Source organism: Sphingomonas sp. PEI4, assembly GCF_056679955.1.
On sequence record NZ_JBWXPI010000007.1, the window covers coordinates 23066 to 45908 of the forward strand.

The following is a 22843-nucleotide window of genomic DNA, read 5'->3' on the forward strand; positions in this document are numbered from 1 at the left end:
GTGCAGACTATCGCCATCAACGTCGAGAAGGGCGGCGCCGGTAAGACGATGATCGCCTGCCATGTGGCATGGCATCTTGCCGACGCCGGCCACCGCGTCCTGTTCCTCGACCTCGACCGCCAGTGCAACGCGACCGATGCGCTCGCCGACTTCGAGAGCCTTGGGAGCTGCAAGCCGCTGTTCGAGCCGGGCTACACACCGCCCGCCACATTCCCGCGTCTCGCGATCTACTCGAACCGCATGGGCGGCGAATATGACGCGAACTATCCGCCCGCGCTGTCCAACCTGAACGCCAACTTCCCGGTGCTCGATAGCCTCTTCGATTATTGCGTCATCGACACGCCGCCCTCGTGGTCGTGGATCAATTATGCGGCCCTGTTGGTGTGCAACCACCTGATCGTCCCCGTCGAGCTGGGGCCGTTCGGCCCCGCATCGACGAAGCAGGTTTCGGACTCGATCCAGACCGTAAACGCTAAGCGCCGCACGCCCATCCACATGGTCGGGTTGATCCCCAACCGCGTGCGCGCCAACGATCGGCATCAGATGGACATGCTCGCCGCGATCAAGAGCAAGACCGGCCGCAATCTGTTTTCGACCTACCTTCCCGAGCGCGCGCATTACAGCCAGGCCATCCAAGAGCATGTGCCGGTGTGGCGGTTCGACAAGGACGTGCGCACCTCTCTTCCGCCAATGCGCGCGTTCCTCGAGGAAGCGATGACCCGCATCGGGAGCAAGGTATGACCGACTTCTCCGGCTTTGACGTTTTCAGCGAGAAGGCGGCCGTAGCGGACGCCGATCGCGTCCAGCTTCTTGATCCCGAGCTGCTGTATCCCGATCCCGAGAACGTCCGCAGCGAGATCGACCCGGCCAAAATCGACGAGATGGCCGAGACGATCAAGGAGCGCGGCCAGCTTCAGCCGATCACCGTCGCACCTAGGGATGCCGACGGGCGCTATCGGATCAAGTTCGGAGAGCGGCGCTGGCGCGCCTGCCACAAGCTCGGCGTGCAGGTCCGCGCGATCGTCGACAAGACCGACGACATTGAGCAGGTGCGCATCGACCAGTTCATCGAGAACGATCAGCGCGAGGATCTGTCGACGGCCGACATGATCCGGTTCGTCACCGGGCAGGTTGCGAAAGGACGGTCCCTCGCCGAGCTGGCGCGCGCGACGGGGCGCAACCGCACGTTGCTGACCCGCTATCAAGGTCTCGCCAAGGCGCCAGATTATATCACCGCGCTCTTCGCCGACATTTCGATGCGGAGCGCGGTCGCACTTACCCAGGCCGCGAAAACGGACGAGGCGGCGACCCGGGCCTTCGTTACGGACACCGCAGCCGAGGACATGACGGTGCTGGCGTGCGAGCGGTTTGCGCGTGAGGTCGGGGCGAAAAAGACGACTGCCGCGCCCCCTGCCCCTTCGCCAGTGGAACCGATCAGGACCGACAGCGCAGATGCAGGTGGCGCTACCGAACCCGTGTTGATCGAGGATGCGGACCCGTCTTCCGCGCCGACGACGGACGAGATCAGGGACGACGAGGCGGACCGCGCGCTTGCCGAGACGCCAGTCGCGGTATCGGAGTTGAGCGTTGCGCCGATCGCGACCGACGCCCCTGCCCCACGGTCATCGCCCAAGACGAAGCCCGGCAAACCGAAGGTGGAGCGCCCAACGATCGAGATCGACGGAAAGCGCGCAATGGTCGTTGAGGCGCTGTTGCACTTCGACGGAGAAGAGCAGCCGCGTATCTTGAGCTGGCGCTAATCGCGTCGGCGCAGCGGAGATCGTCGGCAATGACCGACGCTCGCACCTAAGGCCAATCTTTCCTTCCGCGACTTCATCGCTTCCGGACAGATCCGAGTGTGCCACGTGGCACACTCGGATGCAGATTTAGGTGGGGGATGTTTAATGGCAGGATAGGTATTGCGGCGTTTGTTGTATTACATTATCCCTCCGGGCATGTCATCGGCGCCGCAGCTTGCATCCCCCACCAAAGAGACAGCGATGCTGACGGCGCGCGTCGATCGCGAGCTGCTGGCTGCGTTCGACGCGCTTGCGGAGGGCAGGGGAGGGCGGAGCGCCTTGCTCCGGACTGTGCTGCAACAGTCGTTACGGCACGTCGCAGACGCGCCGCGGATTGCGCCTCGCGCAGACAGCGCCGGCAATCGTGTCTCGCTTCGCTTCACCGACGCCGAGACCGCTGTTCTCGATCATCGAGCCGCCGATCGAGGCATCGATCGCGCCGGCTGGATCAAGGCGCTCGTCCGCCGGCATCTCGCCTTGAAGGCAAACGTCGACGACGGGATGCGTGATGCCGTCGCGCCGATCCGGATGCAGCTTCAGCGCATCGGCCGGAACCTCAATCAGGCGATGAAGGCTGGCAACGCCGCGATGATGGCCGATAGCGGCTTACAGATTGACCGCGAGCTTCGCCGGATTACCGACATGCGGGAGGAGATCAACGAGCAGATCGCGGCACTAGGCGACGCGCTACGCGGTGACGCCGCATATTGGCGGGTTGCCGACTAATGCCGTTCGGAGATCGCGAGGATGAGCTTTGGGAGGCTATGAAGCCACGCTTCAAGCCTCGCACCGTAAGCGATCCGAACATCAGATATGCCCGGCACCTGGTCAACGGCACCGGCCCCTTCGCCGCTTCTGCTTCCAGTCCGGCGCCGATCGCCAACGACGCAAGGGCCACCCTCGCGCGCGTCGTCAGGCGTACACCCGAGGTCGTGGTGAAAGTCACCGGCAGAAAGAAGGGCGCGGGGCATCTTGGCGCGCACCTCGACTATATCGGCCGCCACGGCGATGTCCCGCTTGAGACGAGGGACGGCGAGCAGATAACCACCAAGGCCGACGCTGAGCGGATTGCGGACGAATGGTCCGACGCGCTCTATTGGCGCCAAGGCACCACCGTATCGGCCGTGGCGATGGTGTTTTCGATGCCGGCCGGGACCGATCCCGAAACCGTCAAGCAGGCGGTGCGGGAAGCGGCCGAGCGCATGATCGGCGACAACCACGATTATGTCATGGCGCTCCACACGGACACCGATCGGCCGCACGTCCACCTTACCGTTCAGGCCGAGGGCCTGGACCGCAAGCGGTTCGATCCGAGGCGCGAGGATCTGTTTCGGTTTCGCGAGGCGTTTGCCGAGGCACTACGCAGCCGCGGCGTCGAGGCAGAGGCGACGCCCCGCTACACCCGCGGCCAGGGCAGGGCAGGGACCAGCATGGCCCTCACCCAATTGCGCGCGCGAATACGCAGCGGAGCGTCGCGGCAACCGACCGAGGCCGATCTACGCCAAGCCCGCGAGGCCATGCAGATCGCGCTCGGCAAGGCGCAGCAACCACCATTCGTCTCGAAAACGCGCGACCGCTGGAAAGAGACCAAGCGGAAGTATGAAGCAGCGGCCCAGCGGCTCGACCGCACCGGCGATCGGGATGATCGTCGGCTTGCGCGCGACGTGCGGCAGTTCATCCAAGAACGCGCCGATATAGAGACGGTCCCTGACCGGATGCTACGAGACGCGGAAAAGCGTGTCAGGGACGCTCAGGCACGCACAAAGCCCGACCAGCAGCCCGACAGGGGTGTGCCACGTGGCACACCTCCGCCACCCACTAGACGGCGTTGATCGGTGGGAAGGTGTACCCGGTCTTGCTAGAAGGTCGTATGCGTCAGCAGCTCACCGGCAATGCGGGCCTCTACCATGTTGCGCGCGAGCTATCGCGAAGAGGGTGGCATGTTATGCCGACCGTGCGCAACGCGCGGGGCGCTGACCTCTACGCTGCGAGCAACGACGAGCTGCGCGTTCTCCCAATCCAATCTAAAGCCTTGTCGAAGCGTGCGCCGGTGCCGCTTGGCGGGTCGCTCGATCGGCTCTGCTCGCATTGGTGGATCATCACCATCAACGCGAACACGGCCACGCCCAAGTGCTACGTCCTGACGTTAAGCGAGGTGAAGACGGCCGCACATCGCGGCGTCAATGCGGCAGGCACCGTTTCCTATTGGCTTCAGCCGAAATCCTACGCCCTTCCAGAGTATGAGGAAGCCTGGGAGCGGCTTGGGTCGCCGGTCGACGGGGTTGAGGCTTTAGGCGGTCAGTAACCTTGCCGCCCGCGACCGCGGTCCGCATCGTCATCATCGTCCCCCGATCGAGCGGGACTTCTGCAATATCTGATCCTGCGCCATTTCGCGGACACGCTGCGCCTGTTGCTGCTTCACCTCGATGCCGGCGATCCGCTCGCCGCGACTGATCCGAGCCGCCACGTCCTCTTTGCGCTCAGCCACGAACTCGCGTTGCTTCACAGGCTGGCCTGGGAATCGCCCTTCTGCGACCGTCGTGGCGAATGCGACGTGGCTTTGCGCCTTGCGCAGCTCGGGATCTTTCGCGTTCTGGACGTCGGTCTGCCGACGGAACCGCTCGGCCAGATCGACGCGCGGGTCGACCTGTTCTTTGCTATCACGAGCTTGGTTAGCGGTGCGGGGCGTCGGTTGCGTCACCCCCGACACCCCGGCCTGCCGAGACTGTTCGCGATCGGCAGCGGCTTTGGTTTTCTCGTCGGGCTGATACCCGTCGATCCTGATCCCTTGCGCCGAGGCGGCAAGGTAGGCGGCGCGCTTGAACTCTTCGTCGCCGGTGATTTTGAGCGACGTCCACCCGTTTTCCTTCGCGAGCCTCACAAGGTCAGGCAGTGACTCCGGACCCTTTGCCTTGATGCGATCGGGGGTTATCGTCGCGATCGGCTCTTTGTCGTGCGCGCTGCGATAGAGCTTGTTGCCGACGCGCAGGAAGCGAGACTCGAGATCGGCCGGCACTTCCATCGGCCGCCTGCGACTGTTGCTGCCCTCGATGCCAGCGCCGGCAGCTTCGACCTTCTCAACCATGTCACCGCTCCTGTTCGATTACACCAACGACTTCGTTTCCGCGCTGCTCGGCCGACACGTCGATGAGCATGTCGGGATGGTCTTCCGTTACGACGCAATCCATCGCAAACGACAGCGGGTCCGGATCAGTGAGCTGGTCGAACGTCGGCATCGCGCACTCGGGAAGATCCTCGTCATCGCGAACCGTCTTCGGGATAGGTGGCACCACTGGCGCCGCCATGACGCGGCTGCGAAACAGCCCGTCCGCATAGAACCGTATCTTGTCCCCGTGGATTGGCGGGACGCCGCCTCGCAGCAACAGCAGCTCGCCGTCCGGAAACTGCATCAGCTCTTGCGGGAGCAAGAGGGCGCGGCGCTGGTCCGACATGGACTTGGAGCGGTTTGCCAGGATGCCGTGGATCGTGAGTGACTTCGTGACGGATTCCTGCCCGACATAGCCGATGCGCTCCGACAGCTCGTTCGCGACACGCAGCTCCTTCGGCGTGAACGCGACCTCGACGCCGCAGTTGGCGACGATCTCGTTCGCCACATGCTCGCCATAGACCGCGCGGAGCTGCGATCTGGACTGGATCACCGGCAGGAGACGGATGCCGTAGCCAGCGACGTAGGAGAATGCGCTGGCGATCACTTGCGCGCGGCCGATGCGGGCAAACTCGTCGAGTATGACGAGAACTTGGAGCGGCGTTTCGCTATCCGGCAGATCACGCACGTTTAGGTCGATGAGCTGTTGAAATAGGAGATTGTAAAGCGGCGCGACGCGATCCAGTTCGTCGGGAGACACGCCCAGGTAAATCGACATGGGCTTGGTGCGCAACTCGCGCAGGTCGAAGTCGCTTTCCTCGGTCGCGGCATCGACCCTCGGGTTGAGCCATAGGCTCAATTTCGATGTGACGGTCTGGACGATGCCGGCGAACGTGTTGTCCGCTCCCGACGTGAAGTCGGCGAGCGCGTTCCGGCATCCTTGCGACAGATCGAGCGCACGATCGTCGAGAACCTTGCGGAAATAGCCGCGCGTGTCGCCGGTCGTCATGAGCCGATAGATCGAGCCGATGGTGAACGGCAAGTCGGCAACCGCAAGGTAGGCGCCGACGCCTACAAAGGCGGTCCGCGCCGAGTCCGTCCAGAACGGTTCCCCCCGCTCCGGTGCCACGAATAGCATGGTCGCAATTTTCTGTAGCTCGATCACCACCTGGTCGGGATCGGTGCGATCGATATACCCGAGCGGGTTGTAGCGCGCGGTGCGGCCCTCCGGGTCGGTCGGGTTGAAGAGATAGACGGCCTGCCCGAACTTTTTCCGGAAACCCGCGGTCGCGTCCCAATTCTCGCGTTTCACATCGAGAACGACGACGGACGCCTGCCACGACAGGAGGTTGGGGATGACGATACCGACGCCCTTGCCCGAGCGGGTAGGGGCCTCGACGATGCAATGCTCGCTACCTCCGAAGGTCAGGAACTTCCCGCCTTTTTTGCCAACCACGATGCCGTTGTCGGCGCGAAATCCGGCGCGACGGATTTCCCCTTCCTTGGCGAAGCGAGCGGCCCCGTGGAGCGGGGGCTTCTGTTTCAGAAGCCACCACAGCATGATCCCGGTCAGGACCAGGCCGACGACCATGCCAGCGCCGAACGCCTTCAACACGACCGGATCTTGCCGATAATACCAGAAGAAAGCCGGCATTTTTAACGGATCGAACTTCGCGCTTGGAAGCCCGAGATAGATCCACGCGACGACGCTCGCGACGAAGAAGGCGAGGACGATCGCGACCGGGATGCCGGCCGCGAGGATGGCGCCTCGTTTAGGCTGCATGACGCCCTGCAGGGTCATAATAGATCTCGGTCATGCGAAACTCGCCGTCGACCTTCTTCATCTGGACCACGACATCGACGAGGATTTTCAACAGCGAGCGTATGTCGTCGCGGGCGAGGTCCGCGCCGCCCTCACTTTCCTTCACCAGCAGCGTCAGTTGCTCGAACGCTAGCTCAGCCGAGTCTGCGTGAATGGTGGTGATCGAGCCGGGATGGCCGCTGTTGACGTTGCGCAGATAGAAGAACGCGGTGCCGTCGCGCAGCTCTTGGAGCAGGATGCGATCGGGCCTCATGCGCAGGGCGCTTTCCAGCAGCTCCTTGGCTGTCACCTTGGCGGTGCCGGTGCCGTCCTTGCTATAGATCATATGCACGACGTTCTTGTGCGGCACGACCAGCTCGCGCGTGTCCTCGATCGTCAGCAGGCGTTCGTTTTCGGGGATGAGCTGGATCAGCCCCTTGGAGAACGTCGTCTTGCCCGAGCCGGTCGCGCCGGAAATGAGGATATTGAGCCGGCTGCGCACGGCCATCTCGAAAAACTCGACATGCCGGCCGGCGTGGAGCAGCCCGAGCAAGCGTTCTTCGACGGTGCTGACCCGCTTGCTCGCGACCTTTGTATCCGTGAACAGCCCGCTCGCCTCGAAATCCTGCATCGATAGCGTCTTCGTCGACGGCTTCCGCACCGTGATCGACACGGTGCCGTCAGGCACGACGGGCGGCATGACGAGCTGGACGCGCTCGCCGGTAGGGAAAACCGTCGAGCAGATCGGATTCTCGCGCGTCACATCCTGCGACGTGAAAGCAGCCGCGGCGCGCGCCAGTTGGTTGAGCGCATCGAGCGTTAGCTCGTCTTCGCGCTCCCAGGTCCACCCGCCGCGCCGTTCCACGCCGATAAGCGTCGGTTCGTTGATGACGACTTCCGTCACCCCTTCATCATCGAGATAGCGGCGCAGCGGGCGCACGGCATGATCGAGGATCGCCGTGTTGCGGAAGGCCGCGACGGTCATCGGAGACCGAGTCCGTAAACTTGCGAGAAGTCGAAATCCTTGGCGACGGTGATAGCCATCTCGGTCCCTTGATTGACGCGAACGATCGGCCGGATTTGCTGCGTGTCCTGTAGAACCGAGGACGTGGTGTCCCCAGGGGTCCGGAACACGGTCGACCCCTGCGGGCTGACAGCCTGGCCGGCGATCTGCCCGCCCGCATCGAGGACGCTGAACAACAGCGCTGCCCCGAACCGTTGCCAGAAGAACCGATCGATCTTGCCGGTAATACCGGCGCGGCCAAGCGAGTCCGAGGCCGGCGAGCCAATGTCGATCGCCACGCCCCGCGGTGTGACGGCCCGCGTCCACATCGCGAACAGCCGGTTTTGCCCGCGCTGCAATCCGCCCTGATACTCGCCGAAGACGCGCGTGCCCTTCTCGAGCAGCACGACCCGGCCGTTGTCCGAATAGATATCGCGGGGGATTACGCATGTCGTGTAGCCGGGGACGGTGCTGTCCATCGCGGTCTGGAGGGTGCAGGGAATGATCGCCCCGGCTGTGACGAGATAATTGCGATCACCGATCATCCGCGCCGTGGCGGTGCCGATGGCCGAGGTTTGCTTGAGGGTATCGAGAGCTGTCGCTTTGGGAGGAGCGTTCTCGCCATCGCCCTGCGAAGCACCGGCACCGCCACTGGCGCCTTGGACGCGCCCAATGCCCCCTTGATCGCCGTTGTAGGCGATGAGCGTCGATCGCCGCGCGTTGTCGCGCAAAGCTCGCGCGTCGCTCGCGCGACGCTGCGCTTCGGTCGCTTCCCGGGATTGCTGTTGCGGTGCCGTCGACGACCCGTAGGGCGTGATAGGCTGACCATCGGGGCCGATTGCCGGAACTTGCTCGCCGGCGAGCTGCACCGGCGCGTTGGGATCGCGCGGTGCCGCCGCCAATGTGGGGGCGATCACTGTATTGGGATCGTAAGGCGCTTCGACCGCAGCAGGCGCTTTCTTCGGTTGGATCGCTTGTTGATTGCCCGAGCCCGTGATGAGCGTCAGCACCGTGAAGATGCCGGCAGCGCCGAGCGCCGCGCCGACAATCACCTTCTTGTTATCCCATTGCGAGGCATTGAGGGACGGGATGCGGCTTGGCCGATCGGCCGCGGGCGTGCGATCGATTTCACCCATATCGGGCGTCGCATCGACGTCGAATCTCTTGTCGGACACGTCAGTTCTCCGTCGTGCGTTCAACGACTTCCGAAGCCGTGTCCGTCTTGGGATCGCGGCCGTAGAAGTTCGGGCTTTCGTTGTAGATGCACAGCACCACCTTGCCCCGGCGAAGCCGCATCTCTTTGTAGACGCCGTGGACGACTACGAACTCGTCCCGCACATCGAACGAAGCTGTCGCCTCGCTACCGTCGGGATTGACGGTGAAGATGGCGGGGATCTCGCGTTGGTTCGGGAAGCGTAGGACCGTAAATTGTCCATTGTCGCTGACTTCGGAGGGTTGCAGCGCCGTCGCGCCCTGAACCTTGTAGTTCAGGTTCCGCTTGCCTTCGAGAACGCCGATATCGAGCGCCGCCTTGATCGCGCCGTTCTGCGCGGCGAGGGCGGCTGTGAGCTGTGCGCGCTGCTGCGCCAGACGCGCTTGCAGTGCCTCATACTCCGGGTAGCGAAGCCGGACCTTGAAGAACGTCCCAGGGGAGCGCGCGCCGGCAACGGCCGAAAGCTCGAAGGTGTAGTTACGTTTCGTGCCTTGGAAATCCGTCACCACGATCAGGTTCGTCGCCCCGGCACGCTCGCGCGGCTTCACGAACAGCGAATTGTCAGCGGGCGCGACCTCCCACGACACGGTATCGCCCATCGCGACGAACTTGATGACCTCGCCGGGAGCGAACTCGATTTGTGTCGCTGTCCGGAAGGCGCTGCGGATTTGGATCACGTTGCCGTCGGTATAATTGACTTCGCGAATGCGGTTATCAGCGCCGCGCTGGATCGGGGTCTGAGCCAGCGCTGGCGCTGCCGACAACGCGCCGATCGCCGCGGCCAGTAGCAAGATGGATTTCATCGGGTCGGAACCTCCGCATCAGCTCGGTAGGATTTCACCTGAAAACCGAGCGGGTTTGCATACCGGCCGGACTCCGTTTCCGGCTTCGACAGCACATCGAACGTGATGGTCGCGATGGCAGGCGTCTCGATCACCTGCTGGTCGCGCTGCAAACGCTTGACGAAGCGCACCTGGGCGACGTTGGGCGAGATGAAGGCGACGGAGCGGATTGCCACGAAAACCGCGTCGCTGGCGGTGAGCTGGTTTTGCGGTGAGTCCGGATTGTCCTTCTTGTAGAAGGCCGTCCAACGGTTCTGTTCCTCGCGCGTCGAGAGAGCCAGCACCTTGCGGTAGAACTCTTCCCGGGCTTGCGGAATCCACCCCTCGCGGGTCCGCACATAGTCGGCGAGGAAATACTTCCGGATCGCCTCGTCATAAGTGATCGATTTATCGCCGCGCAGCCCTTGAGCGACTTCGGTCGCGCCGGTCGATTTATCGACGGTGACGACGTAGGGAACGACGGTCTTGAGCGGCGAAAGCGCCATGACCGATCCGACACTGACGATCGCCAGCGCGCTCGAAACACCGGCCACGATCCACGCGATACGCCGCGAGCGCGCCGCAGCAACAAACCGATCCCGATCCCAGCTTTCCGCTTCCGCGAAATACGCTTTGAGGTCTTCTTCTTTGTCTTTGACACCGATCGCCATGTCAGCAGCTCGCGTATGAGGTCGGAAGCGCCGCGGTAGGGCCGGCTCCAGGCCCTATGGCGCCGATCGCCGGCACCTTGCCGGCTTGCGATGTGTCCGGGCCTTGCGGGGCCGGTGCCTCGCTCGCTGGCGGGAATAGGTTGGTCGTGGGAGGGACCGAGGGCGTCGGCGCAGCTTGGGGGCTGGGTGTGCCACGTGGCACACCCGCCCCGCTTGACGAGGTTGCGGCTACGGGAGCCGAACGATCCGGGATCGTTGGCAGAATCGTCCCATACAGATTGGCGGGACGCTTCTGGCGGCCGTTGCAGCGCGGAAGCTTGTCGTCCTTCGCTGCCGTGGCGGGCATCGTCGGCGTGAGAGACGCGAGGGCGAGAATCGCCAATGCAGAACCGAACTTCATTCCAAATCTCCTGATTAGCTGGTGCGGCGCAGCTCGCCACCGCCGGAGCCACCACCGCCCCCGCCGCCGCCACGACGAGCGGCCCGCCACGCCCTCGCCACGGCCGAAGACGGGGCGTTGGATACCGCCCGCCCTATGATCGGCCCGATATTCCCCGTTGAAGCGTTCGCGAACTGTGTCGCGAGCGACGCGCCACCCCCGCCCAGGCCAGCAGCCATGCTTGGGATTTGGAGGAAGAAGAAGAAACCGAGAGCGTAGAACCCCAGCGCCTTGACAGCCGCGAGGATCAGCGAGTCATTCAACGTGATCGCGTCGATGAAGGCGTCGGCGGTATTGGCGATGAACACAGTCACAAGCAGCGCGAAAGCCACGAGGATTATGTAATTCACAACGCTCCCGAGCCACTGAAAAAAGAACGATCGCGTCGAGTCGAATAGTAGCGCCGCAACAAAGACTGGACCAACGGCCGCCAGTAGGGCCAGCGCGAACAAAGCGAACGCGCAAATTGCGAAGCCCAAGGCGGATGCCAGAAGGGCCGCGAGCATGATGACGATGTTGATTATCTCGCTGGCGATAATCTCGTCCCAATTATTGGGGATGCCAGCCCAATTCTCGCCTTCCTCGACGGTATGAGCATGAACAATGTCTTTAATGTTCGCGATGGCACGAACGGCACCTTTCAGGATGCCGTCGAAGAACCCTCCCAGGCCATTAACATCCTGCGCGCCTACCGCGTTCGCGACCTCTCTCGGCAAACCGTTCATGGCCAGCAGCCCGACCGCGGTGCCGTAAAGCGTCGTTACGGCGAAGACGAGCGCCGCGAGCTTCATGCCCCGATATACGAACTCGCGAAAAGGATACTCGACAGCCCCGCGCATGATCGCGAGGCCGAGAAGTATGATGTAGATGGTCACACCTACACGGAGAGGGCCGGAAATCCATCCGATGACGCCCGCATATGCGGCTATTATCCCTGCTAATGCCCCGTTGAGAGCATTGAACATCTCCGTGTAAATATTAAAGCCCATCACGCGACCCCGGAATGTTCAGGTGGAACTAGATGCCTGCCTCTTTCCGAAGCTTCTGTGTCTCGGCATCGTTCGAAATCATTGTCTTTGCGGTGTTCACACTGTTGCAATTGCCAAATACGACGGAGGGCCAGGAAGCAGCGGGCCGTTGCGAGGCCCGCCATGCACCGCAGACTGTCTCCATCTCCGTCAGCTCGTCCCGATGCTCGACGTAGAAGCTGGCGCTCCGCGCCGGCATGTCGGAGCGCAGTTGCGGGTCCGACGAACCTGACTCCTTCGTCCCACATGCAGCGAGCGCCAGCAGGCAGGGGACTGACCAGCGCGCCCAGGTCATGGATTAACTCCAGCCTCGGTCCGTAGCTTATTGGTCTCAGCCTGGTTCAACGCCAGGTGCCGCTGATAGTCAGCCTCGACCTTGGCGCGGCGTTGCAGCTCGATCGCTTGGAGCCCCATCTGATCGTTCATCATCTGCGCCTGTTCGAGCTGTAGGCGGGCCGACATGTCGGCCCGCTCTGCGGCCGACGACGCCCCGTTAAGGCGGGTGCGCAGCTCTTCCAGACCCTCGCGCCGGCTCGTCACCGCGTCGCCGACATTGCTGGCGAGACCTGATGCGACCCCCGCCTGTCGAGCGCCGGCCTCATAAGCTGCGCGCTGCTCTGCCGTGGCGGACTGCGGAACCTTGCCAAGCAGCTCCTGATAGACCTCGTTCGCCTTACCACGCAGGCCACCTACAACGTCGACGTTGCCGTTCACGTAGCCATCAAGACTGCTGGACGACACGTTGCTGGTGCGCAGCACGTCGCTCTTCAGGCGGTTGGCGATGTTGCCAATGTCGGTCGCCTTGTTGAGGTCCTGGTAGAGCTTCTGCGCTTCCTGGATTTGAGCGGCGCCCTGCTGGAGAACCTGCACGCCCTGCCGGACCTGTTCGATCTGCTGGACGATCGACGACGTGTCGATGACCGGAATGCCCTGCGCGTGCGCCGACCCGGCGAGCATGGACGCTGATCCTGCCAGCGCGAGGGCGAAAACCTTCAAGCTACGCATGTCCCTTCTCCTTCTCAGCTTGGACGACGACGTTTGTGGAATACGGGGAGCCAGGCCGCCGGATCGGGGCCGAACTCCGCTGCTGCCGCGACGGCGATCGACGTCGTTTCGGCGCGCCCTGACAGGACCGCCAGCTCGTCATCGAGTCCGGTCAGGTCCAGCTCGACCACAACGCTGTCATGGCCTTGCTTGACGAGGAACTTGCGCGATTCCGGCGACAATTCTTCGCGGATGAGCTGATATTCCGCCTCGGTCAGCGAGAAGCCCTCAACATAGTCGCGGCGCGCGCCCTTGGGGTTGGGGAGCATCACCTGGGTTGCGACCTGTTCGAGAATCGAGTGCGCAATGTCGCTCTTGAGCGCATCGGCCGGCGACTGTGTGGCGAACACCATCATCGCGTTGCGTTTGCGGTATGTCTTCAGGCCGTCTTGCGCGAAGCCCCGGAACGCTTCGTCCTGTAGCGCCTTCCAGAACTCGTCGATGGCAATGATCGTCCGCTCGCCGGTCAGCATCTTGTCGATGCGATGGAACAGGTAGAGCATCAGCGGTGCGCGGATCTCGGCATTGTCGAGAAAGTCCGTCATGTCGAACCCGATGAACCGCGCATCGAGCGTCATTTCGTCCGCTGCGTTGTCGAACACCCACCCCATCGCACCGCGCGAAGTCCACTTCTCGAGACGGGCGCCGATGCCGCCTGCGTCCGCCATGCCGAGCATGGTCCGCAGCGCATCGAGCGATCGATCTTCGCGGGGGAGCCGCATCACGGCGGCCACGCCCTCGTCGATCATCCGCTCTTCTTGAACCGTGATCGGGCGCTGCTCGGCGCGGACGAGCTGGCGCACCCACAGCGATAGCCACGCGCGATCCTCCGCATTGTTTTCGAGCGCCTTGAGCGGCGCGAAGCCCGTCGGGGTGCCGTTGGCGAGCGTCAGATACGTGCCGCCCGAGGCCAGGACGAAAATCTGTGCGCCGCGATCCTTGTCGATGAATATCTGGCGCGCGCCCGTCTTCTCGGCTTGCGCCATGAGGAAGTTCACGATGACCGTCTTGCCCCCGCCAGTGGGGCCGACAACCAGCGTGTGACCGATGTCGCGCTTATGGAAGCTGAAGAAGTAGGGGCTGCGCGCGCTCGTTTTCATCAGCGCGATCGCATCGCCCCAATGATTCCCGGCAGCGAGGCCGGCAGGGTAGGTGTGGAACGGCGAGAACGCCGCGAAATTGAGTGACGTAATCGGCGCCGGTCTTGCCCGCCACGCGAAATTGCCGACGAGCTGGCTCCAATACGCGGCTTCCAGCGCAGCGCCCTCGCGCGCCGCCACCATGCCGGTGTCGGCGAGCGCGGCACGCGCGATCGACAGGTTGTCGCGCAGCCCCTTGAGGCTGTCCGAATACACCGCGAGCGTGAAGTGATGATCGCCCAGGACGAAGCGGTTGGACATGAGATCGTCCGCTGCGTCGACAAGATCGAGCATCTGACTGACGGCGCGATCGTCGGCGTTCTCCATCTGCTTTTGGCGAAGCCGGAACCGCTCCGATGCCGCGGCGCGGCCGAGGAAGGTGAAGGATTGCGTCAGCACGAACCCGAAATCGACCGCCAGCAGGGACTCGAATTGGCGCGGCGTCGTGAACGCCGGATATTCGCGGATGCCGAAGATGCCGCCAAAGGCGCTGCGATCGGCGTCGCGGACCTCGACGGTCTCTCCGCCGAAGATCACGCGCTGGCGATAGAGGGCGCTGCCGAGGTGGCCCCGGATGATCGGGACGCGGCGATGCCGGCCCGTCATCACCATTTCCGCGACTTCCATCGTCTCGGAAAACTTTAGGCCGTTGAACCCGTAGATCGACAGCCGGCGCGGCGAGCAGCGATCGAGCAGCTTCTCGAAATCGCGCGCCTTATCCTCCAGCAGCTCCAGCAGATCGGCGTCGACCTCGTCGGCCTCGGCCCCTGCCTTCGCCTTGCTCTTGAAGAGCTGGACCAGCTTGTCGGCGCCGTGGATCGCGGGGCGCACCACCAGCGTCACGAAGAAGCGGTTGATGAACATCCGCTCGCGATTCATTCGGGCGAAGTAGGCCGCATCGAGATCGCGCGCGAAGCGCGAGCGGAAGTTGCCGCCCGGATATTGCTCGACGCGCGCGCGGACGAGATGCGTCCAGATCGACAGGCGATCGTCATGCAGGTTGCGAAGCATCCCATTGAGCTTCGAGTGCCAATCGTTCAGATCGCGCACATCGGCCGTCTCGAAAGCGCGACCTTGCAGCTCGAAAGTCAGCATGATCGCGCCGGAATCGAGCGCCACCACCTCGTCGTTGACGTGCCGTGCATAGGGCAGGAACTTGGTCGGCAGCACTTCCTTGAGCGCGACCTTTAACGGCACCTGGTCGGAGAGGCGGTTTGCCTTAGCCATTGCGGCCGAACCCCTTGCGCTTGATGCCCTTGAGGGGGAGCGGCGTGTAGCTCGAACCGCCCCAATATGCCCGGTTGCGGTTCGCCGCCTTGGTGCGGCCCCACAGGAAGATCAGCCGGAAGGCGTTCACGTCGTGCCGCACGATCAGGCGCGACAGGCCGAACATCACGCCGGCGTTGACCGCGGCATAGACCGGATTGTTGAACCCGATCAGGATGCATACCGAGGAGATGAGGATCAGCACCGCCGCCTCGATCGGGATGCCCGCGAACAGCGCGGGCCGCGTCACCGCCAGGAACAGCGGGTTGCGCGCCATTGTCTCCCGATCTTCGTCCACGTTCTATACTCCACACGAGAAAAGCGGGAGCGGGGCGCGGATCGCGCCCCGCTCCCTTGACCATTAGCCTCCACCGCTGAGCTGGGTGACGATCCACGGCGCCGAGAAGATCAGCGCGATGCCGATGATGACGGTGACGAGGGCGCCGGTGTTGACGCGGCCGGTCAGCCAACCGAACCCCGCTGCGATGATCGCGAGGATGGCAACGGTGCGCAGAAGGCCGTTGCTGAGAAGCCCTAGGACCGCAGTGCCGAAACTCTCGAGATTGGTCTGAGCGAACGCAGGCTCGGCCGATAGCAGCGTCGCCAGACCCACCATGCCGAACATCGACAGAAGTTTGCCGGCCTTGCGTTGGCGAGGCGTCATCGCCTCCACGCGGTTGGTCACTCTGGATCGAAGGGCGAGCGCCGGCCCACCGATCGAAGATGCGAGGTTCATCGTTCTTCTCCTTCTCCGGCGAGACGCGCTCGCTCATATTCCGCCTTCGCAAACACGTCCCAGGCTGGCGGCGGTGGGGGTGGCGCAGCTTTCAACTGCCCCGCGACGGACGTGTTTTCTGCCACCAGCGCGGCGAGCTGCGCTGTCGCGCTCGCCGGGTTGGAATCGTTGGAGCCGGAGAACGCGGCTACCTTGACCGCTACGGGTCGAATGCCGTCGGATATGCCGGCGTTGCCGACCACCCTTCCGACATAGCCGTTGTTGAAGCCACGCGACTGCGACCCGGTGTTATACATGGACAGGGCAATGCGAAGCGCGCGCTGGGGGTGCAGCCCGGCGCGAACGCTATGGTAGTTGCCGGAAATCACCGCACCGGCCGCGGCGATGTTCGTGCAAGGCTCGAACACCGTGTCCCACGTCAGGCCGAGCGCCTTCATGTTGCGGGAGTTGATCTGGCCGAGGCCCAGATCCACCGAATACCCCTTGGCGACGTAGAAGCGCGCGACCTCGATCGCCTGCGCAACGCTGGTCGGCTGCGCGACCTTGCTGCCGAGCCCGTTGACGCCGATCGCCAACTCATTGCCGCGGCTTTCCGTCTGGACGATCGCCGCGATCGTCGCAGGCGCCACGTTCGGCGCGCATTGCGCCGCGAGACCCATGACGACTGCGGCGGGGAGCATCATTACCGCTCCAAACTTCGCGTGCCCGCGAGCGGGCCGGGTTGTGCCGTGGCCTCCGCCTGATCGACCTGCGAACTGGTAGGGACCGTGTAGCGGGTCCGCGTGCCATCCTGCATCGTCATCACGACGTAGCCAGGCCGACCGTTCTTCGGCTTGGTATAGTCCGCTTTGCTGACTCCGCCCGCGCTACACGTGGGAAAGCCGCCACCGAGGCCGAGATGCGTGATGAGCTTGCGGATCGGCGGGACGCATTCCTTGAACTGCATCCACCCGCCCGGATTGCTCGCGCAGAGCAGAACTTCACAGGCCCAGGTGTTTTCAGCGCGAGCAGGCGCTGCCGCAAGGGAGGTCGCTACCAGTGCAGCGACCGAGAGAGACGAACACAAGCGATTTGCCATGTTTTCACTCCTAGAGTGACAACAAGCTAAATCGCTGAAACGGGATTGCCTAGCCCGAAAATGACCGAAACTTCACATTGGACCCAACGGCTTGGCGCGTCAGAACGCCTTTTGGTCTCTCACGTCTGCGCAGGGATGAAGGTGGATCACGTCATCGTAGCCATAGCCAAGGACGATATGGCGAATGGCCGAAGATGCCTTTTTATACAGCCTGATACGCTTTTTGTCATAAAGCCCCACGTGGAAAAGTGCTGTCCCGCGCCAGCTAACCCGGACGTTGATGTACCATCGCCCGCAGTCGCGCTGGCAGACATGGACGTCCGTGATCGACCCACCAAGGGGCCGAAGCGTCGTCAATTCGCGTTCGAGCAGCAGCTCCAAATCCATTCATTCCCCCAACAGTGATTACTATGCTTTTCGCTGGTGCTTTGCACCGCTCCCCGATAGCAAGTATGCGTCTTGAACCGGGAGTGTCTTAGATGGCGGGACGGCAGACGGCTACGATCGAGGAGCAAGCTGACCGCATCGTCCGCCAGCTCGGCGGGAAGTGGAAGGGCGACTTTGCCATGTGCCGGTGCCCGGCCCATGCCGACAGCACCGCCAGTCTCTCGGTCCGCGTCGGCGAGCGCGCGGTGCTGTTTCATTGCTTCGCCGGTTGCACGGCCGATGCGATCATGGCGGCGCTGCGCTCGGGCAAGATCCTCGCGCCCGTCGACCATGACCCGGGCCAGCGGCAAGAGGGCAAGGCCGACCACAACAAGGTCGCGTTGGCGGTCTGGCGACACGCAGAACCTTACGCCGGCTCGCTTGCCGATCGCTATCTGCGCTCGCGCGCGATCATCCCCGCTGGCATCAACGCTCGCTATGATCCACGCTGCCAGTTCGGCGCCGGCGCCGCCAAGGCGTATGCGCCGGCGCTGATCGTCCCGATCGAGGAAGATTCCGGCGTGGTCGCGATCCATCGGACCTTCCTGGCGCCCGATGGGCGCGGCAAAGCCGACATGCCCGAACCAAAGTGGATGCTTGGCAACCCCGGCAGCGGCGCGGTCCGATGGGGCGGTATCCCGACAGACGGCGTGCTGCGTCTCGCCGAAGGCGTCGAGGACGCCGCGAGCGTGATGAACATGCTCGGCGCTGGGCTATTCGTGTGGCCCGTGCTGGGGATCGAGCGGTATCAGGCTGTCGCGATCCCCGAGAGCATCCATACCGTCGTGATCTACAGCCAGCATGGGGGCGAGGCGACGCGCGCTATCGCGCGCGCCACCCCGCACCTGACGGCCAACGGCCGCCAACTCGTCAGCAAGCTGCCGCCCCATGCAGGCGATTGGAATGACCTGTTACGCGAGGTCCGGGGAATATGAAGCTCTTTCCCGGAGCGACGCCGTTTCAACGATGGATGATGGGCGCGACGTTCGTAATCGTCGCAGTCTATTCGATCGCGCAGAACAAGGAGTCGATTGTCGAAGCGTCGCAGACAAGGCTTACTTCGGCGAATCCAAGGATTATCGATGGCGATACGGTCGATTTTACGAATGGGCGGGTGCGAATTGTCGGCATTGATGCGCCAGATGATGACTTGCCGTTGCTGAAAAATCTGTCGAGCGATGCGTTGAGAGCGTTAGCGTTGCGCGATGGTGGCATGGATTGTTCGGTGTCGATGTTCGATTACGCGTTGCGGCATGAGAACCAGTGCCGGACTAATCCGAAGAGCTATGGACGGTTGAACCTAGCGTGTCGGTTTCTAGCCAATAAAGCTAGTGTCGGGGCTACGATGGTGGCTCAAGGATATGCAGTCGATTACCGAGTCTATTCGGGCGGAGCTTACGTAGATTTGATGCGAAAGGCGGCAGCACAGCGAGCAGGACTTTGGGGCGTTGACTATGAAGGGATGCGACAACTTGCGGTGCGACAGGCCCAGGTGCCGGAAGGGTGCAGCGTAGGCACGATCAAGAAGTGATCGGGGCCTGCCTTCGGCCCGCGCTCTATTCCGCGCCGCTTTCGCGGCGCTCCACGGAACCCCGCGAGCGGGTTTCCGCCCATGCGGGTAACGATCGACTAGGCTGGCGAGGACCGCCCTGGCGGGCGGGCGTAATCTGTTCATGGTATCATGCGGGTGTTTAAACCCGGCTCCCCGATTGCGGTCGTGATCGGCCGCTGGGGGATGGCCGTCACTCTCGTGATCGGCGCTGTCCTCGTCGGGCGCGTCATTCGCCGCTTCCCCTACCTGCTACCGAACCGTCTGCCCGGCCTCGTCCTCTACGAGTTGGGGCCCGGCCTGGTCCTCGCACTCGCGATCGGCGCGGCGGTCATCATCACCGGCGACAGCAGCCCGCGCCTTCGTGCGCCGAAGCGGCTCGCGCTGTTCGCGCTGTTCGCGCTCGCCGCGGTCGTCGCTGGCGTTGCCGTGTTGGGATGGGAGTTCGCCGAGATCCTTCAGAGGCAGTGGATCTAACCGCAGCGTAGCGGGTGTGCCACGTGGCACACCTACAGACGCGCCCAGGGCGCGACGTGGACCTGTTGGCGCCAATGCCCTCCCCCGGAGGCCAATCGACGCAGAGGGAACACCAAGGGCGGCTGCCCTTTCGTTCCCGAACGACAATCGACCGCCCGAGTAATCCGCCAAGCGCGGCACCCGACGCCTTACCGGCGTCGGCCGCGCTAGGGCGGCTCGCCCGCGCCAGCGGTAGATTCTCGCCCTCCCTCCCCATCCCGTTCCTCGCCGGAAAGGCAGAGCCGGTTGCTGTTGCGACCGGCTTACTGCCTCAAAGGAAGGACAAAATCATGGGACGGATCACCGACAACCGAGCTGACGTCTATCAGGAAATCACCGATCAGATGATCGCCATGATCGAGGCTGGCACCCGGCCTTGGTCGAAATCGTGGAACGGCAGCACCGCGCCGAATATCCCGCTTCGCAGCACCGGCGTTGCCTACCGTGGCATCAACGTCCTGACCCTTTGGGTTGCCGCCATGACCAAGGGTTACGCCGCCCCGCACTGGCTGACCTTCAAGCAGGCGATCGCGATGGGCGGTTGCGTCCGCAAGGGCGAGAAGGGTTCCGTTGTAGTCTATGCCAACCGGATCGAGCGGACCGAAGAGAACAATGCGGGCGAGGAGGTCAAGCGCGGCATCCCCTTCCTGAAACGCTATACCGTTTTCAACGCCGAGCAGATCGACGGCATCGAGGCGAAATATCCCGCTCCCGCGCCAATCATCACCGCGACCAATCCCGACGAGCGGGACGCCGAACTAGACGCGCTCTTCGGTCGCGTTCCCGTCACGCTCAAGCATCACGGCTCGCAGCCCTATTATCAGCCGAGCGGCGATCACGTCGTCATGCCCGAGTTTGCCGATTTCCACACCAGCGACGATTACTATTCGACCTTGGCGCACGAGCTGACCCACGCGACCGGCCACGTCGATCGTCTTGCCCGTCCGTCACTCATTTCCACGAAGCGCGAGGACTATGCCCGCGAGGAATTGGTTGCCGAGCTAGGGGCCGCGTTCATCAGCGGCGCGACCGGGATCAAGCTTCACGATCGCGAGGACCATGCCGCCTATCTGGCGAACTGGCTCCAAACCCTCCGCAGCGACAAGCGCGCGATCTTCGCCGCCGCGACGCAGGCGCAGGCCGCAGCCGATTGGCTGTTGAGCAGCATGGCGATCGAGACCGCTGCCGAAATGGAGCAGGCGGCGTGACCGACCCCGACGACCCCGGCCCCGAGGGGGGCCGGGCAGTCGCGGGGCGACTGATCTATGACCCGAGCTTCGCTACCGTGAGCGAGGAGGAGTTCAACGAGCTGGTCGCGCTTATGCGCGACGGCGCGCGCCGCAAGCCGCCGACCCCCGGCGCGTTGTGGCGGCGCGCCTACCATGAGGCGATGTTCAACCTGCGCTTGGTGGGAGTGCAGCACGATCTATTCGGCGCGAAGTCGACGACGCACATGCACAAGGCGAAGCCGGGGCCGGTCTCGGATTGGAAACCCGAACCCGTCGAGGAGAAGTTGTCGCGGTTCGCGCTCGACCACAGCGCGACGTTCGGCATCGGCCGCCCCGACTTGAGCGAGGATGAAAAAGCCGCCGTCATAAGCGGTGCTGCCAACTGGCTACGGCTAGGGCAGCGCGTCCGGATCGTCGGTTCGTTCGCCTCCTATGATGGCCGCGCCGATCGCCGCGTCGGGCGCAAGGGCGTCATCTGGCGCTTGTGCAGCCCCGTCTTTGCCGACCGCACCTACGTCTATCTTGATCCGGTCGGCGCGGAACGCGCCGAGAAGATCGCGCAAGTCGAGCTGCGCGACATCGCGCCGATCGAGGACGCGCTGTTGGTCCCCGTTCCCTTCTCCGCATGAGCGCGCCAAGATGCCGGTTGGAGCCGCCGCTATGTCACCACCCCAACGCCGTCCCGCGATCCGCGCCGTCGCCTTCGATGAGGTAGGCGAGGCTATCACCCGCCTGATCGTCGTCGCGGGGTCCGACGCTGGCCAAGCGGCGCGCGCGGCCGACTTCCTGTTGGCGTGGTGGAATGGTGGCGACAACGGCCATTTCCCGGTCCTTCACCTTTGCAACTGCGACGCGATCATTGCCGAGGATATGCTGATCGTCATGGCGTATCTCGCGCAGGAGCCGACCGTCTATCCCGATGCCTGGGGCTACCGCGACGCGATGGTGGCGCTAGTCGAACAGTGGCGCGAGCCATGATCGCGCTGCGCACCGCGATCCACTTCATCACCGGCGAGCCGGTCGATCGCGACACCCGGCGCGCCCGGCTACTCGCCGCGCGCCGAAAGCCGATCGGCAACATCACCCGGCGCGGCGTTCTGTCCGGCCATTGGGATCAGGGGAGCGTCGTCGGCGCGTTCCGTGGCAAGCTCGGCTCCTTCAATAGCCGACCGCCCTTAAAGTCGCGCCGCTCCCCGCAAGCGGGGGAGCGGCGCGATAGCGTTAACCGGGACTTGGGCGTCCCACTCATGAAATAACCTGGAAACTTTTGCCTCACAGACAACCGAGCGGGCATTCTAAACAAACGATGGACGCACTGCGTTATTGCGCAGGCGTCAGGCCCGCAGGCAGCATTTGCTTGGCATGCTGCAAATGCCGTTCGATCACAGGAACTGCGGTGGAAGCCACCTGCTTCAGGGCAGCATCAGTCCCGTCAGTGGCATAACCCTTGTGCAGAGCCCAAGCCGCCTGATGCGCCTGTGCCTGCTGCTGCAGATAAAGATCATCGAACGTCGCCTTGGGCGCTTTTTTCAGCAACGCGATTTTGGCCGCGTTGGCCGCGGACAGCTTTGTCGAGGGCCGTGCGATCGTGCGGTCGTCATTCTTCAGCGCTGCCATCAGTGCCTTCGTCGTGCCGGTATGATCGGTGATCATCTGCTGGGCAAAAGACTTGATGTCATCGCGCTTGCTTTTCGTCAGAGCCAGACGGCTGGACTGAATTTCGTAATTGTCCGAGTCAGCCGCCAATTTGACATAGTCGGTCGCTGATGTTGCCGAGAGGGGCGACACCCCCACCTCTGTCGGCGTCAGGGATCCGGTAGAAGCCATCATGTCCTGAGCGACGACAGGCGTAGCCATCATGATTGCGGCAGCGCTGGAAAGTATAAGAGCTCGAAGCATCGTTTTCTCCTGTTAATATGTTCTTTTGAACGTCTCGTCATTCTTGCCGGTTCCGTCAGGCAAGGGGGGGCTACCGAGCC

28 protein-coding genes are annotated in these 22843 nt (G+C 63.5%); 12 read left to right on the forward strand and 16 right to left on the reverse strand.

Features of this window, described 5'->3' with window-relative positions; translation table 11 throughout:
- The 5 genes from AC1MLZ_RS24890 to AC1MLZ_RS24910 all read left to right on the forward strand — a co-directional run bounded on the left by AC1MLZ_RS24890 (position 1) and on the right by AC1MLZ_RS24910 (position 4104).
- Positions 1-741 (forward strand): ParA family protein, encoded by a 741-nt coding sequence (locus tag AC1MLZ_RS24890; RefSeq protein WP_480962492.1) that lies wholly within the window; start codon positions 1-3, stop codon positions 739-741.
- Positions 738-1760, forward strand: coding sequence for a ParB/RepB/Spo0J family partition protein (locus AC1MLZ_RS24895; RefSeq protein ID WP_480962493.1), 1023 nt, complete (start codon positions 738-740; stop codon positions 1758-1760). Before AC1MLZ_RS24890 ends, AC1MLZ_RS24895 begins: the two co-directional genes overlap by 4 nt.
- Before the next feature lie 240 nt (positions 1761-2000).
- Positions 2001-2525, forward strand: a complete 525-nt coding sequence (locus AC1MLZ_RS24900; RefSeq protein WP_480962494.1) for a hypothetical protein — start codon at positions 2001-2003, stop codon at positions 2523-2525.
- Between the two features lie 38 nt (positions 2526-2563).
- Complete coding sequence (locus AC1MLZ_RS24905; RefSeq protein WP_480962495.1) at positions 2564-3631, forward strand: relaxase/mobilization nuclease domain-containing protein; 1068 nt, start codon at positions 2564-2566, stop codon at positions 3629-3631.
- 113 nt (positions 3632-3744) lie between these two features.
- The gene (locus AC1MLZ_RS24910; RefSeq protein WP_480962496.1) at positions 3745-4104 is read left to right on the forward strand and encodes a hypothetical protein; all 360 of its coding nucleotides are present in this window, start codon (positions 3745-3747) and stop codon (positions 4102-4104) included.
- A 33-nt stretch (positions 4105-4137) separates the two neighbouring features.
- Here AC1MLZ_RS24910 and AC1MLZ_RS24915 read toward each other — a convergent pair whose 3' ends face one another.
- From AC1MLZ_RS24915 to AC1MLZ_RS24985, 15 genes are all read right to left on the reverse strand, one after another.
- Complete coding sequence (locus tag AC1MLZ_RS24915; protein WP_480962497.1) at positions 4138-4884, reverse strand: LPD7 domain-containing protein; 747 nt, start codon at positions 4882-4884, stop codon at positions 4138-4140.
- A 1-nt stretch (position 4885) separates the two neighbouring features.
- The gene (locus AC1MLZ_RS24920; protein ID WP_480962498.1) at positions 4886-6688 is read right to left on the reverse strand and encodes a type IV secretory system conjugative DNA transfer family protein; all 1803 of its coding nucleotides are present in this window, start codon (positions 6686-6688) and stop codon (positions 4886-4888) included.
- The gene (virB11, locus tag AC1MLZ_RS24925; RefSeq protein WP_480962499.1) at positions 6678-7691 is read right to left on the reverse strand and encodes a P-type DNA transfer ATPase VirB11; all 1014 of its coding nucleotides are present in this window, start codon (positions 7689-7691) and stop codon (positions 6678-6680) included. Before virB11 ends, AC1MLZ_RS24920 begins: the two co-directional genes overlap by 11 nt.
- Entirely contained in the window at positions 7688-8884 is a 1197-nt protein-coding gene (virB10, locus tag AC1MLZ_RS24930; RefSeq protein ID WP_480962500.1) for a type IV secretion system protein VirB10, read from the reverse strand. The genes virB11 and virB10 overlap by 4 nt, the downstream gene beginning before the upstream one ends.
- 1 nt (position 8885) lies before the next feature.
- A complete protein-coding gene (locus AC1MLZ_RS24935) occupies positions 8886-9725 on the reverse strand; it encodes a TrbG/VirB9 family P-type conjugative transfer protein (RefSeq protein ID WP_480962501.1) in 840 nt (279 codons plus the stop codon).
- A complete protein-coding gene (locus AC1MLZ_RS24940; protein WP_480962502.1) occupies positions 9722-10414 on the reverse strand; it encodes a VirB8 family type IV secretion system protein in 693 nt (230 codons plus the stop codon). The genes AC1MLZ_RS24935 and AC1MLZ_RS24940 overlap by 4 nt, the downstream gene beginning before the upstream one ends.
- Before the next feature lie 414 nt (positions 10415-10828).
- A complete protein-coding gene (locus AC1MLZ_RS24945; RefSeq protein ID WP_480962503.1) occupies positions 10829-11842 on the reverse strand; it encodes a type IV secretion system protein in 1014 nt (337 codons plus the stop codon).
- Between the two features lie 28 nt (positions 11843-11870).
- The gene (locus tag AC1MLZ_RS24950) at positions 11871-12176 is read right to left on the reverse strand and encodes a hypothetical protein (protein ID WP_480962504.1); all 306 of its coding nucleotides are present in this window, start codon (positions 12174-12176) and stop codon (positions 11871-11873) included.
- The gene (locus AC1MLZ_RS24955; RefSeq protein ID WP_480962505.1) at positions 12173-12838 is read right to left on the reverse strand and encodes a type IV secretion system protein; all 666 of its coding nucleotides are present in this window, start codon (positions 12836-12838) and stop codon (positions 12173-12175) included. The genes AC1MLZ_RS24950 and AC1MLZ_RS24955 overlap by 4 nt, the downstream gene beginning before the upstream one ends.
- 62 nt (positions 12839-12900) lie before the next feature.
- Positions 12901-15291, reverse strand: a complete 2391-nt coding sequence (locus AC1MLZ_RS24960) for a VirB4 family type IV secretion/conjugal transfer ATPase (RefSeq protein WP_480962506.1) — start codon at positions 15289-15291, stop codon at positions 12901-12903.
- Positions 15284-15628 carry a VirB3 family type IV secretion system protein gene (locus AC1MLZ_RS24965; protein ID WP_480962507.1) on the reverse strand — a complete coding sequence of 115 codons (345 nt, stop codon included), beginning with the start codon at positions 15626-15628 and terminating at the stop codon, positions 15284-15286. The genes AC1MLZ_RS24960 and AC1MLZ_RS24965 overlap by 8 nt, the downstream gene beginning before the upstream one ends.
- A 63-nt stretch (positions 15629-15691) precedes the next feature.
- A complete protein-coding gene (locus AC1MLZ_RS24970; RefSeq protein ID WP_480962508.1) occupies positions 15692-16066 on the reverse strand; it encodes a TrbC/VirB2 family protein in 375 nt (124 codons plus the stop codon).
- A complete protein-coding gene (locus tag AC1MLZ_RS24975; RefSeq protein WP_480962509.1) occupies positions 16063-16749 on the reverse strand; it encodes a lytic transglycosylase domain-containing protein in 687 nt (228 codons plus the stop codon). The genes AC1MLZ_RS24970 and AC1MLZ_RS24975 overlap by 4 nt, the downstream gene beginning before the upstream one ends.
- Positions 16749-17144: a hypothetical protein gene (locus tag AC1MLZ_RS24980; RefSeq protein ID WP_480962510.1), complete on the reverse strand. Its 396-nt coding sequence runs from the start codon at positions 17142-17144 to the stop codon at positions 16749-16751. The genes AC1MLZ_RS24975 and AC1MLZ_RS24980 overlap by 1 nt, the downstream gene beginning before the upstream one ends.
- Positions 17145-17243: 99 nt before the next feature.
- On the reverse strand, positions 17244-17531 hold the full coding sequence (locus tag AC1MLZ_RS24985; RefSeq protein ID WP_480962511.1) for a hypothetical protein: 288 nt from the start codon (positions 17529-17531) through the stop codon (positions 17244-17246).
- 92 nt (positions 17532-17623) lie between these two features.
- Here AC1MLZ_RS24985 and AC1MLZ_RS24990 point away from each other — a divergent pair, with 92 nt between their 5' ends.
- The 7 genes from AC1MLZ_RS24990 (at position 17624) to AC1MLZ_RS25020 (ending at position 22120) form a co-directional block, all read left to right on the forward strand.
- Complete coding sequence (locus AC1MLZ_RS24990; RefSeq protein ID WP_480962512.1) at positions 17624-18505, forward strand: DUF7146 domain-containing protein; 882 nt, start codon at positions 17624-17626, stop codon at positions 18503-18505.
- Positions 18502-19101, forward strand: coding sequence for a thermonuclease family protein (locus AC1MLZ_RS24995; protein WP_480962513.1), 600 nt, complete (start codon positions 18502-18504; stop codon positions 19099-19101). Before AC1MLZ_RS24990 ends, AC1MLZ_RS24995 begins: the two co-directional genes overlap by 4 nt.
- A 204-nt stretch (positions 19102-19305) precedes the next feature.
- Positions 19306-19596, forward strand: a complete 291-nt coding sequence (locus tag AC1MLZ_RS25000; protein ID WP_480962514.1) for a hypothetical protein — start codon at positions 19306-19308, stop codon at positions 19594-19596.
- 329 nt (positions 19597-19925) lie between these two features.
- Positions 19926-20843, forward strand: a complete 918-nt coding sequence (locus AC1MLZ_RS25005) for an ArdC family protein (protein ID WP_480962515.1) — start codon at positions 19926-19928, stop codon at positions 20841-20843.
- Positions 20840-21493 carry a hypothetical protein gene (locus AC1MLZ_RS25010; RefSeq protein ID WP_480962516.1) on the forward strand — a complete coding sequence of 218 codons (654 nt, stop codon included), beginning with the start codon at positions 20840-20842 and terminating at the stop codon, positions 21491-21493. Before AC1MLZ_RS25005 ends, AC1MLZ_RS25010 begins: the two co-directional genes overlap by 4 nt.
- 31 nt (positions 21494-21524) lie before the next feature.
- The gene (locus tag AC1MLZ_RS25015) at positions 21525-21842 is read left to right on the forward strand and encodes a DUF7673 family protein (RefSeq protein ID WP_480962517.1); all 318 of its coding nucleotides are present in this window, start codon (positions 21525-21527) and stop codon (positions 21840-21842) included.
- The gene (locus AC1MLZ_RS25020) at positions 21839-22120 is read left to right on the forward strand and encodes a hypothetical protein (RefSeq protein ID WP_480962518.1); all 282 of its coding nucleotides are present in this window, start codon (positions 21839-21841) and stop codon (positions 22118-22120) included. Before AC1MLZ_RS25015 ends, AC1MLZ_RS25020 begins: the two co-directional genes overlap by 4 nt.
- A 64-nt stretch (positions 22121-22184) precedes the next feature.
- Here AC1MLZ_RS25020 and AC1MLZ_RS25025 read toward each other — a convergent pair whose 3' ends face one another.
- Complete coding sequence (locus AC1MLZ_RS25025; RefSeq protein WP_480962519.1) at positions 22185-22763, reverse strand: DUF4142 domain-containing protein; 579 nt, start codon at positions 22761-22763, stop codon at positions 22185-22187.
- Positions 22764-22843 lie beyond the last annotated feature (80 nt).

What these genes read in the sequence shown, in the direction of transcription:
- AC1MLZ_RS24895 (WP_480962493.1), top strand. Translation starts at nt 738, where the DNA reads ATGACCGACTTCTCCGGCTTTGACGTTTTCAGCGAGAAGGCGGCCGTA.
- AC1MLZ_RS24900 (WP_480962494.1), top strand. Translation starts at nt 2,001, where the DNA reads ATGCTGACGGCGCGCGTCGATCGCGAGCTGCTGGCTGCGTTCGACGCG.
- AC1MLZ_RS24905 (WP_480962495.1), top strand. Translation starts at nt 2,564, where the DNA reads ATGAAGCCACGCTTCAAGCCTCGCACCGTAAGCGATCCGAACATCAGA.
- AC1MLZ_RS24910 (WP_480962496.1), top strand. Translation starts at nt 3,745, where the DNA reads ATGCCGACCGTGCGCAACGCGCGGGGCGCTGACCTCTACGCTGCGAGC.
- AC1MLZ_RS24915 (WP_480962497.1), bottom strand. Translation starts at nt 4,884, where the DNA reads ATGGTTGAGAAGGTCGAAGCTGCCGGCGCTGGCATCGAGGGCAGCAAC.
- AC1MLZ_RS24920 (WP_480962498.1), bottom strand. Translation starts at nt 6,688, where the DNA reads ATGCAGCCTAAACGAGGCGCCATCCTCGCGGCCGGCATCCCGGTCGCG.
- virB11 (WP_480962499.1), bottom strand. Translation starts at nt 7,691, where the DNA reads ATGACCGTCGCGGCCTTCCGCAACACGGCGATCCTCGATCATGCCGTG.
- AC1MLZ_RS24935 (WP_480962501.1), bottom strand. Translation starts at nt 9,725, where the DNA reads ATGAAATCCATCTTGCTACTGGCCGCGGCGATCGGCGCGTTGTCGGCA.
- AC1MLZ_RS24940 (WP_480962502.1), bottom strand. Translation starts at nt 10,414, where the DNA reads ATGGCGATCGGTGTCAAAGACAAAGAAGAAGACCTCAAAGCGTATTTC.
- AC1MLZ_RS24945 (WP_480962503.1), bottom strand. Translation starts at nt 11,842, where the DNA reads ATGGGCTTTAATATTTACACGGAGATGTTCAATGCTCTCAACGGGGCA.
- AC1MLZ_RS24950 (WP_480962504.1), bottom strand. Translation starts at nt 12,176, where the DNA reads ATGACCTGGGCGCGCTGGTCAGTCCCCTGCCTGCTGGCGCTCGCTGCA.
- AC1MLZ_RS24955 (WP_480962505.1), bottom strand. Translation starts at nt 12,838, where the DNA reads ATGCTCGCCGGGTCGGCGCACGCGCAGGGCATTCCGGTCATCGACACG.
- AC1MLZ_RS24960 (WP_480962506.1), bottom strand. Translation starts at nt 15,291, where the DNA reads ATGGCTAAGGCAAACCGCCTCTCCGACCAGGTGCCGTTAAAGGTCGCG.
- AC1MLZ_RS24970 (WP_480962508.1), bottom strand. Translation starts at nt 16,066, where the DNA reads ATGAACCTCGCATCTTCGATCGGTGGGCCGGCGCTCGCCCTTCGATCC.
- AC1MLZ_RS24975 (WP_480962509.1), bottom strand. Translation starts at nt 16,749, where the DNA reads ATGATGCTCCCCGCCGCAGTCGTCATGGGTCTCGCGGCGCAATGCGCG.
- AC1MLZ_RS24980 (WP_480962510.1), bottom strand. Translation starts at nt 17,144, where the DNA reads ATGGCAAATCGCTTGTGTTCGTCTCTCTCGGTCGCTGCACTGGTAGCG.
- AC1MLZ_RS24985 (WP_480962511.1), bottom strand. Translation starts at nt 17,531, where the DNA reads ATGGATTTGGAGCTGCTGCTCGAACGCGAATTGACGACGCTTCGGCCC.
- AC1MLZ_RS24990 (WP_480962512.1), top strand. Translation starts at nt 17,624, where the DNA reads ATGGCGGGACGGCAGACGGCTACGATCGAGGAGCAAGCTGACCGCATC.
- AC1MLZ_RS24995 (WP_480962513.1), top strand. Translation starts at nt 18,502, where the DNA reads ATGAAGCTCTTTCCCGGAGCGACGCCGTTTCAACGATGGATGATGGGC.
- AC1MLZ_RS25000 (WP_480962514.1), top strand. Translation starts at nt 19,306, where the DNA reads ATGGCCGTCACTCTCGTGATCGGCGCTGTCCTCGTCGGGCGCGTCATT.
- AC1MLZ_RS25005 (WP_480962515.1), top strand. Translation starts at nt 19,926, where the DNA reads ATGGGACGGATCACCGACAACCGAGCTGACGTCTATCAGGAAATCACC.
- AC1MLZ_RS25015 (WP_480962517.1), top strand. Translation starts at nt 21,525, where the DNA reads ATGTCACCACCCCAACGCCGTCCCGCGATCCGCGCCGTCGCCTTCGAT.
- AC1MLZ_RS25020 (WP_480962518.1), top strand. Translation starts at nt 21,839, where the DNA reads ATGATCGCGCTGCGCACCGCGATCCACTTCATCACCGGCGAGCCGGTC.
- AC1MLZ_RS25025 (WP_480962519.1), bottom strand. Translation starts at nt 22,763, where the DNA reads ATGCTTCGAGCTCTTATACTTTCCAGCGCTGCCGCAATCATGATGGCT.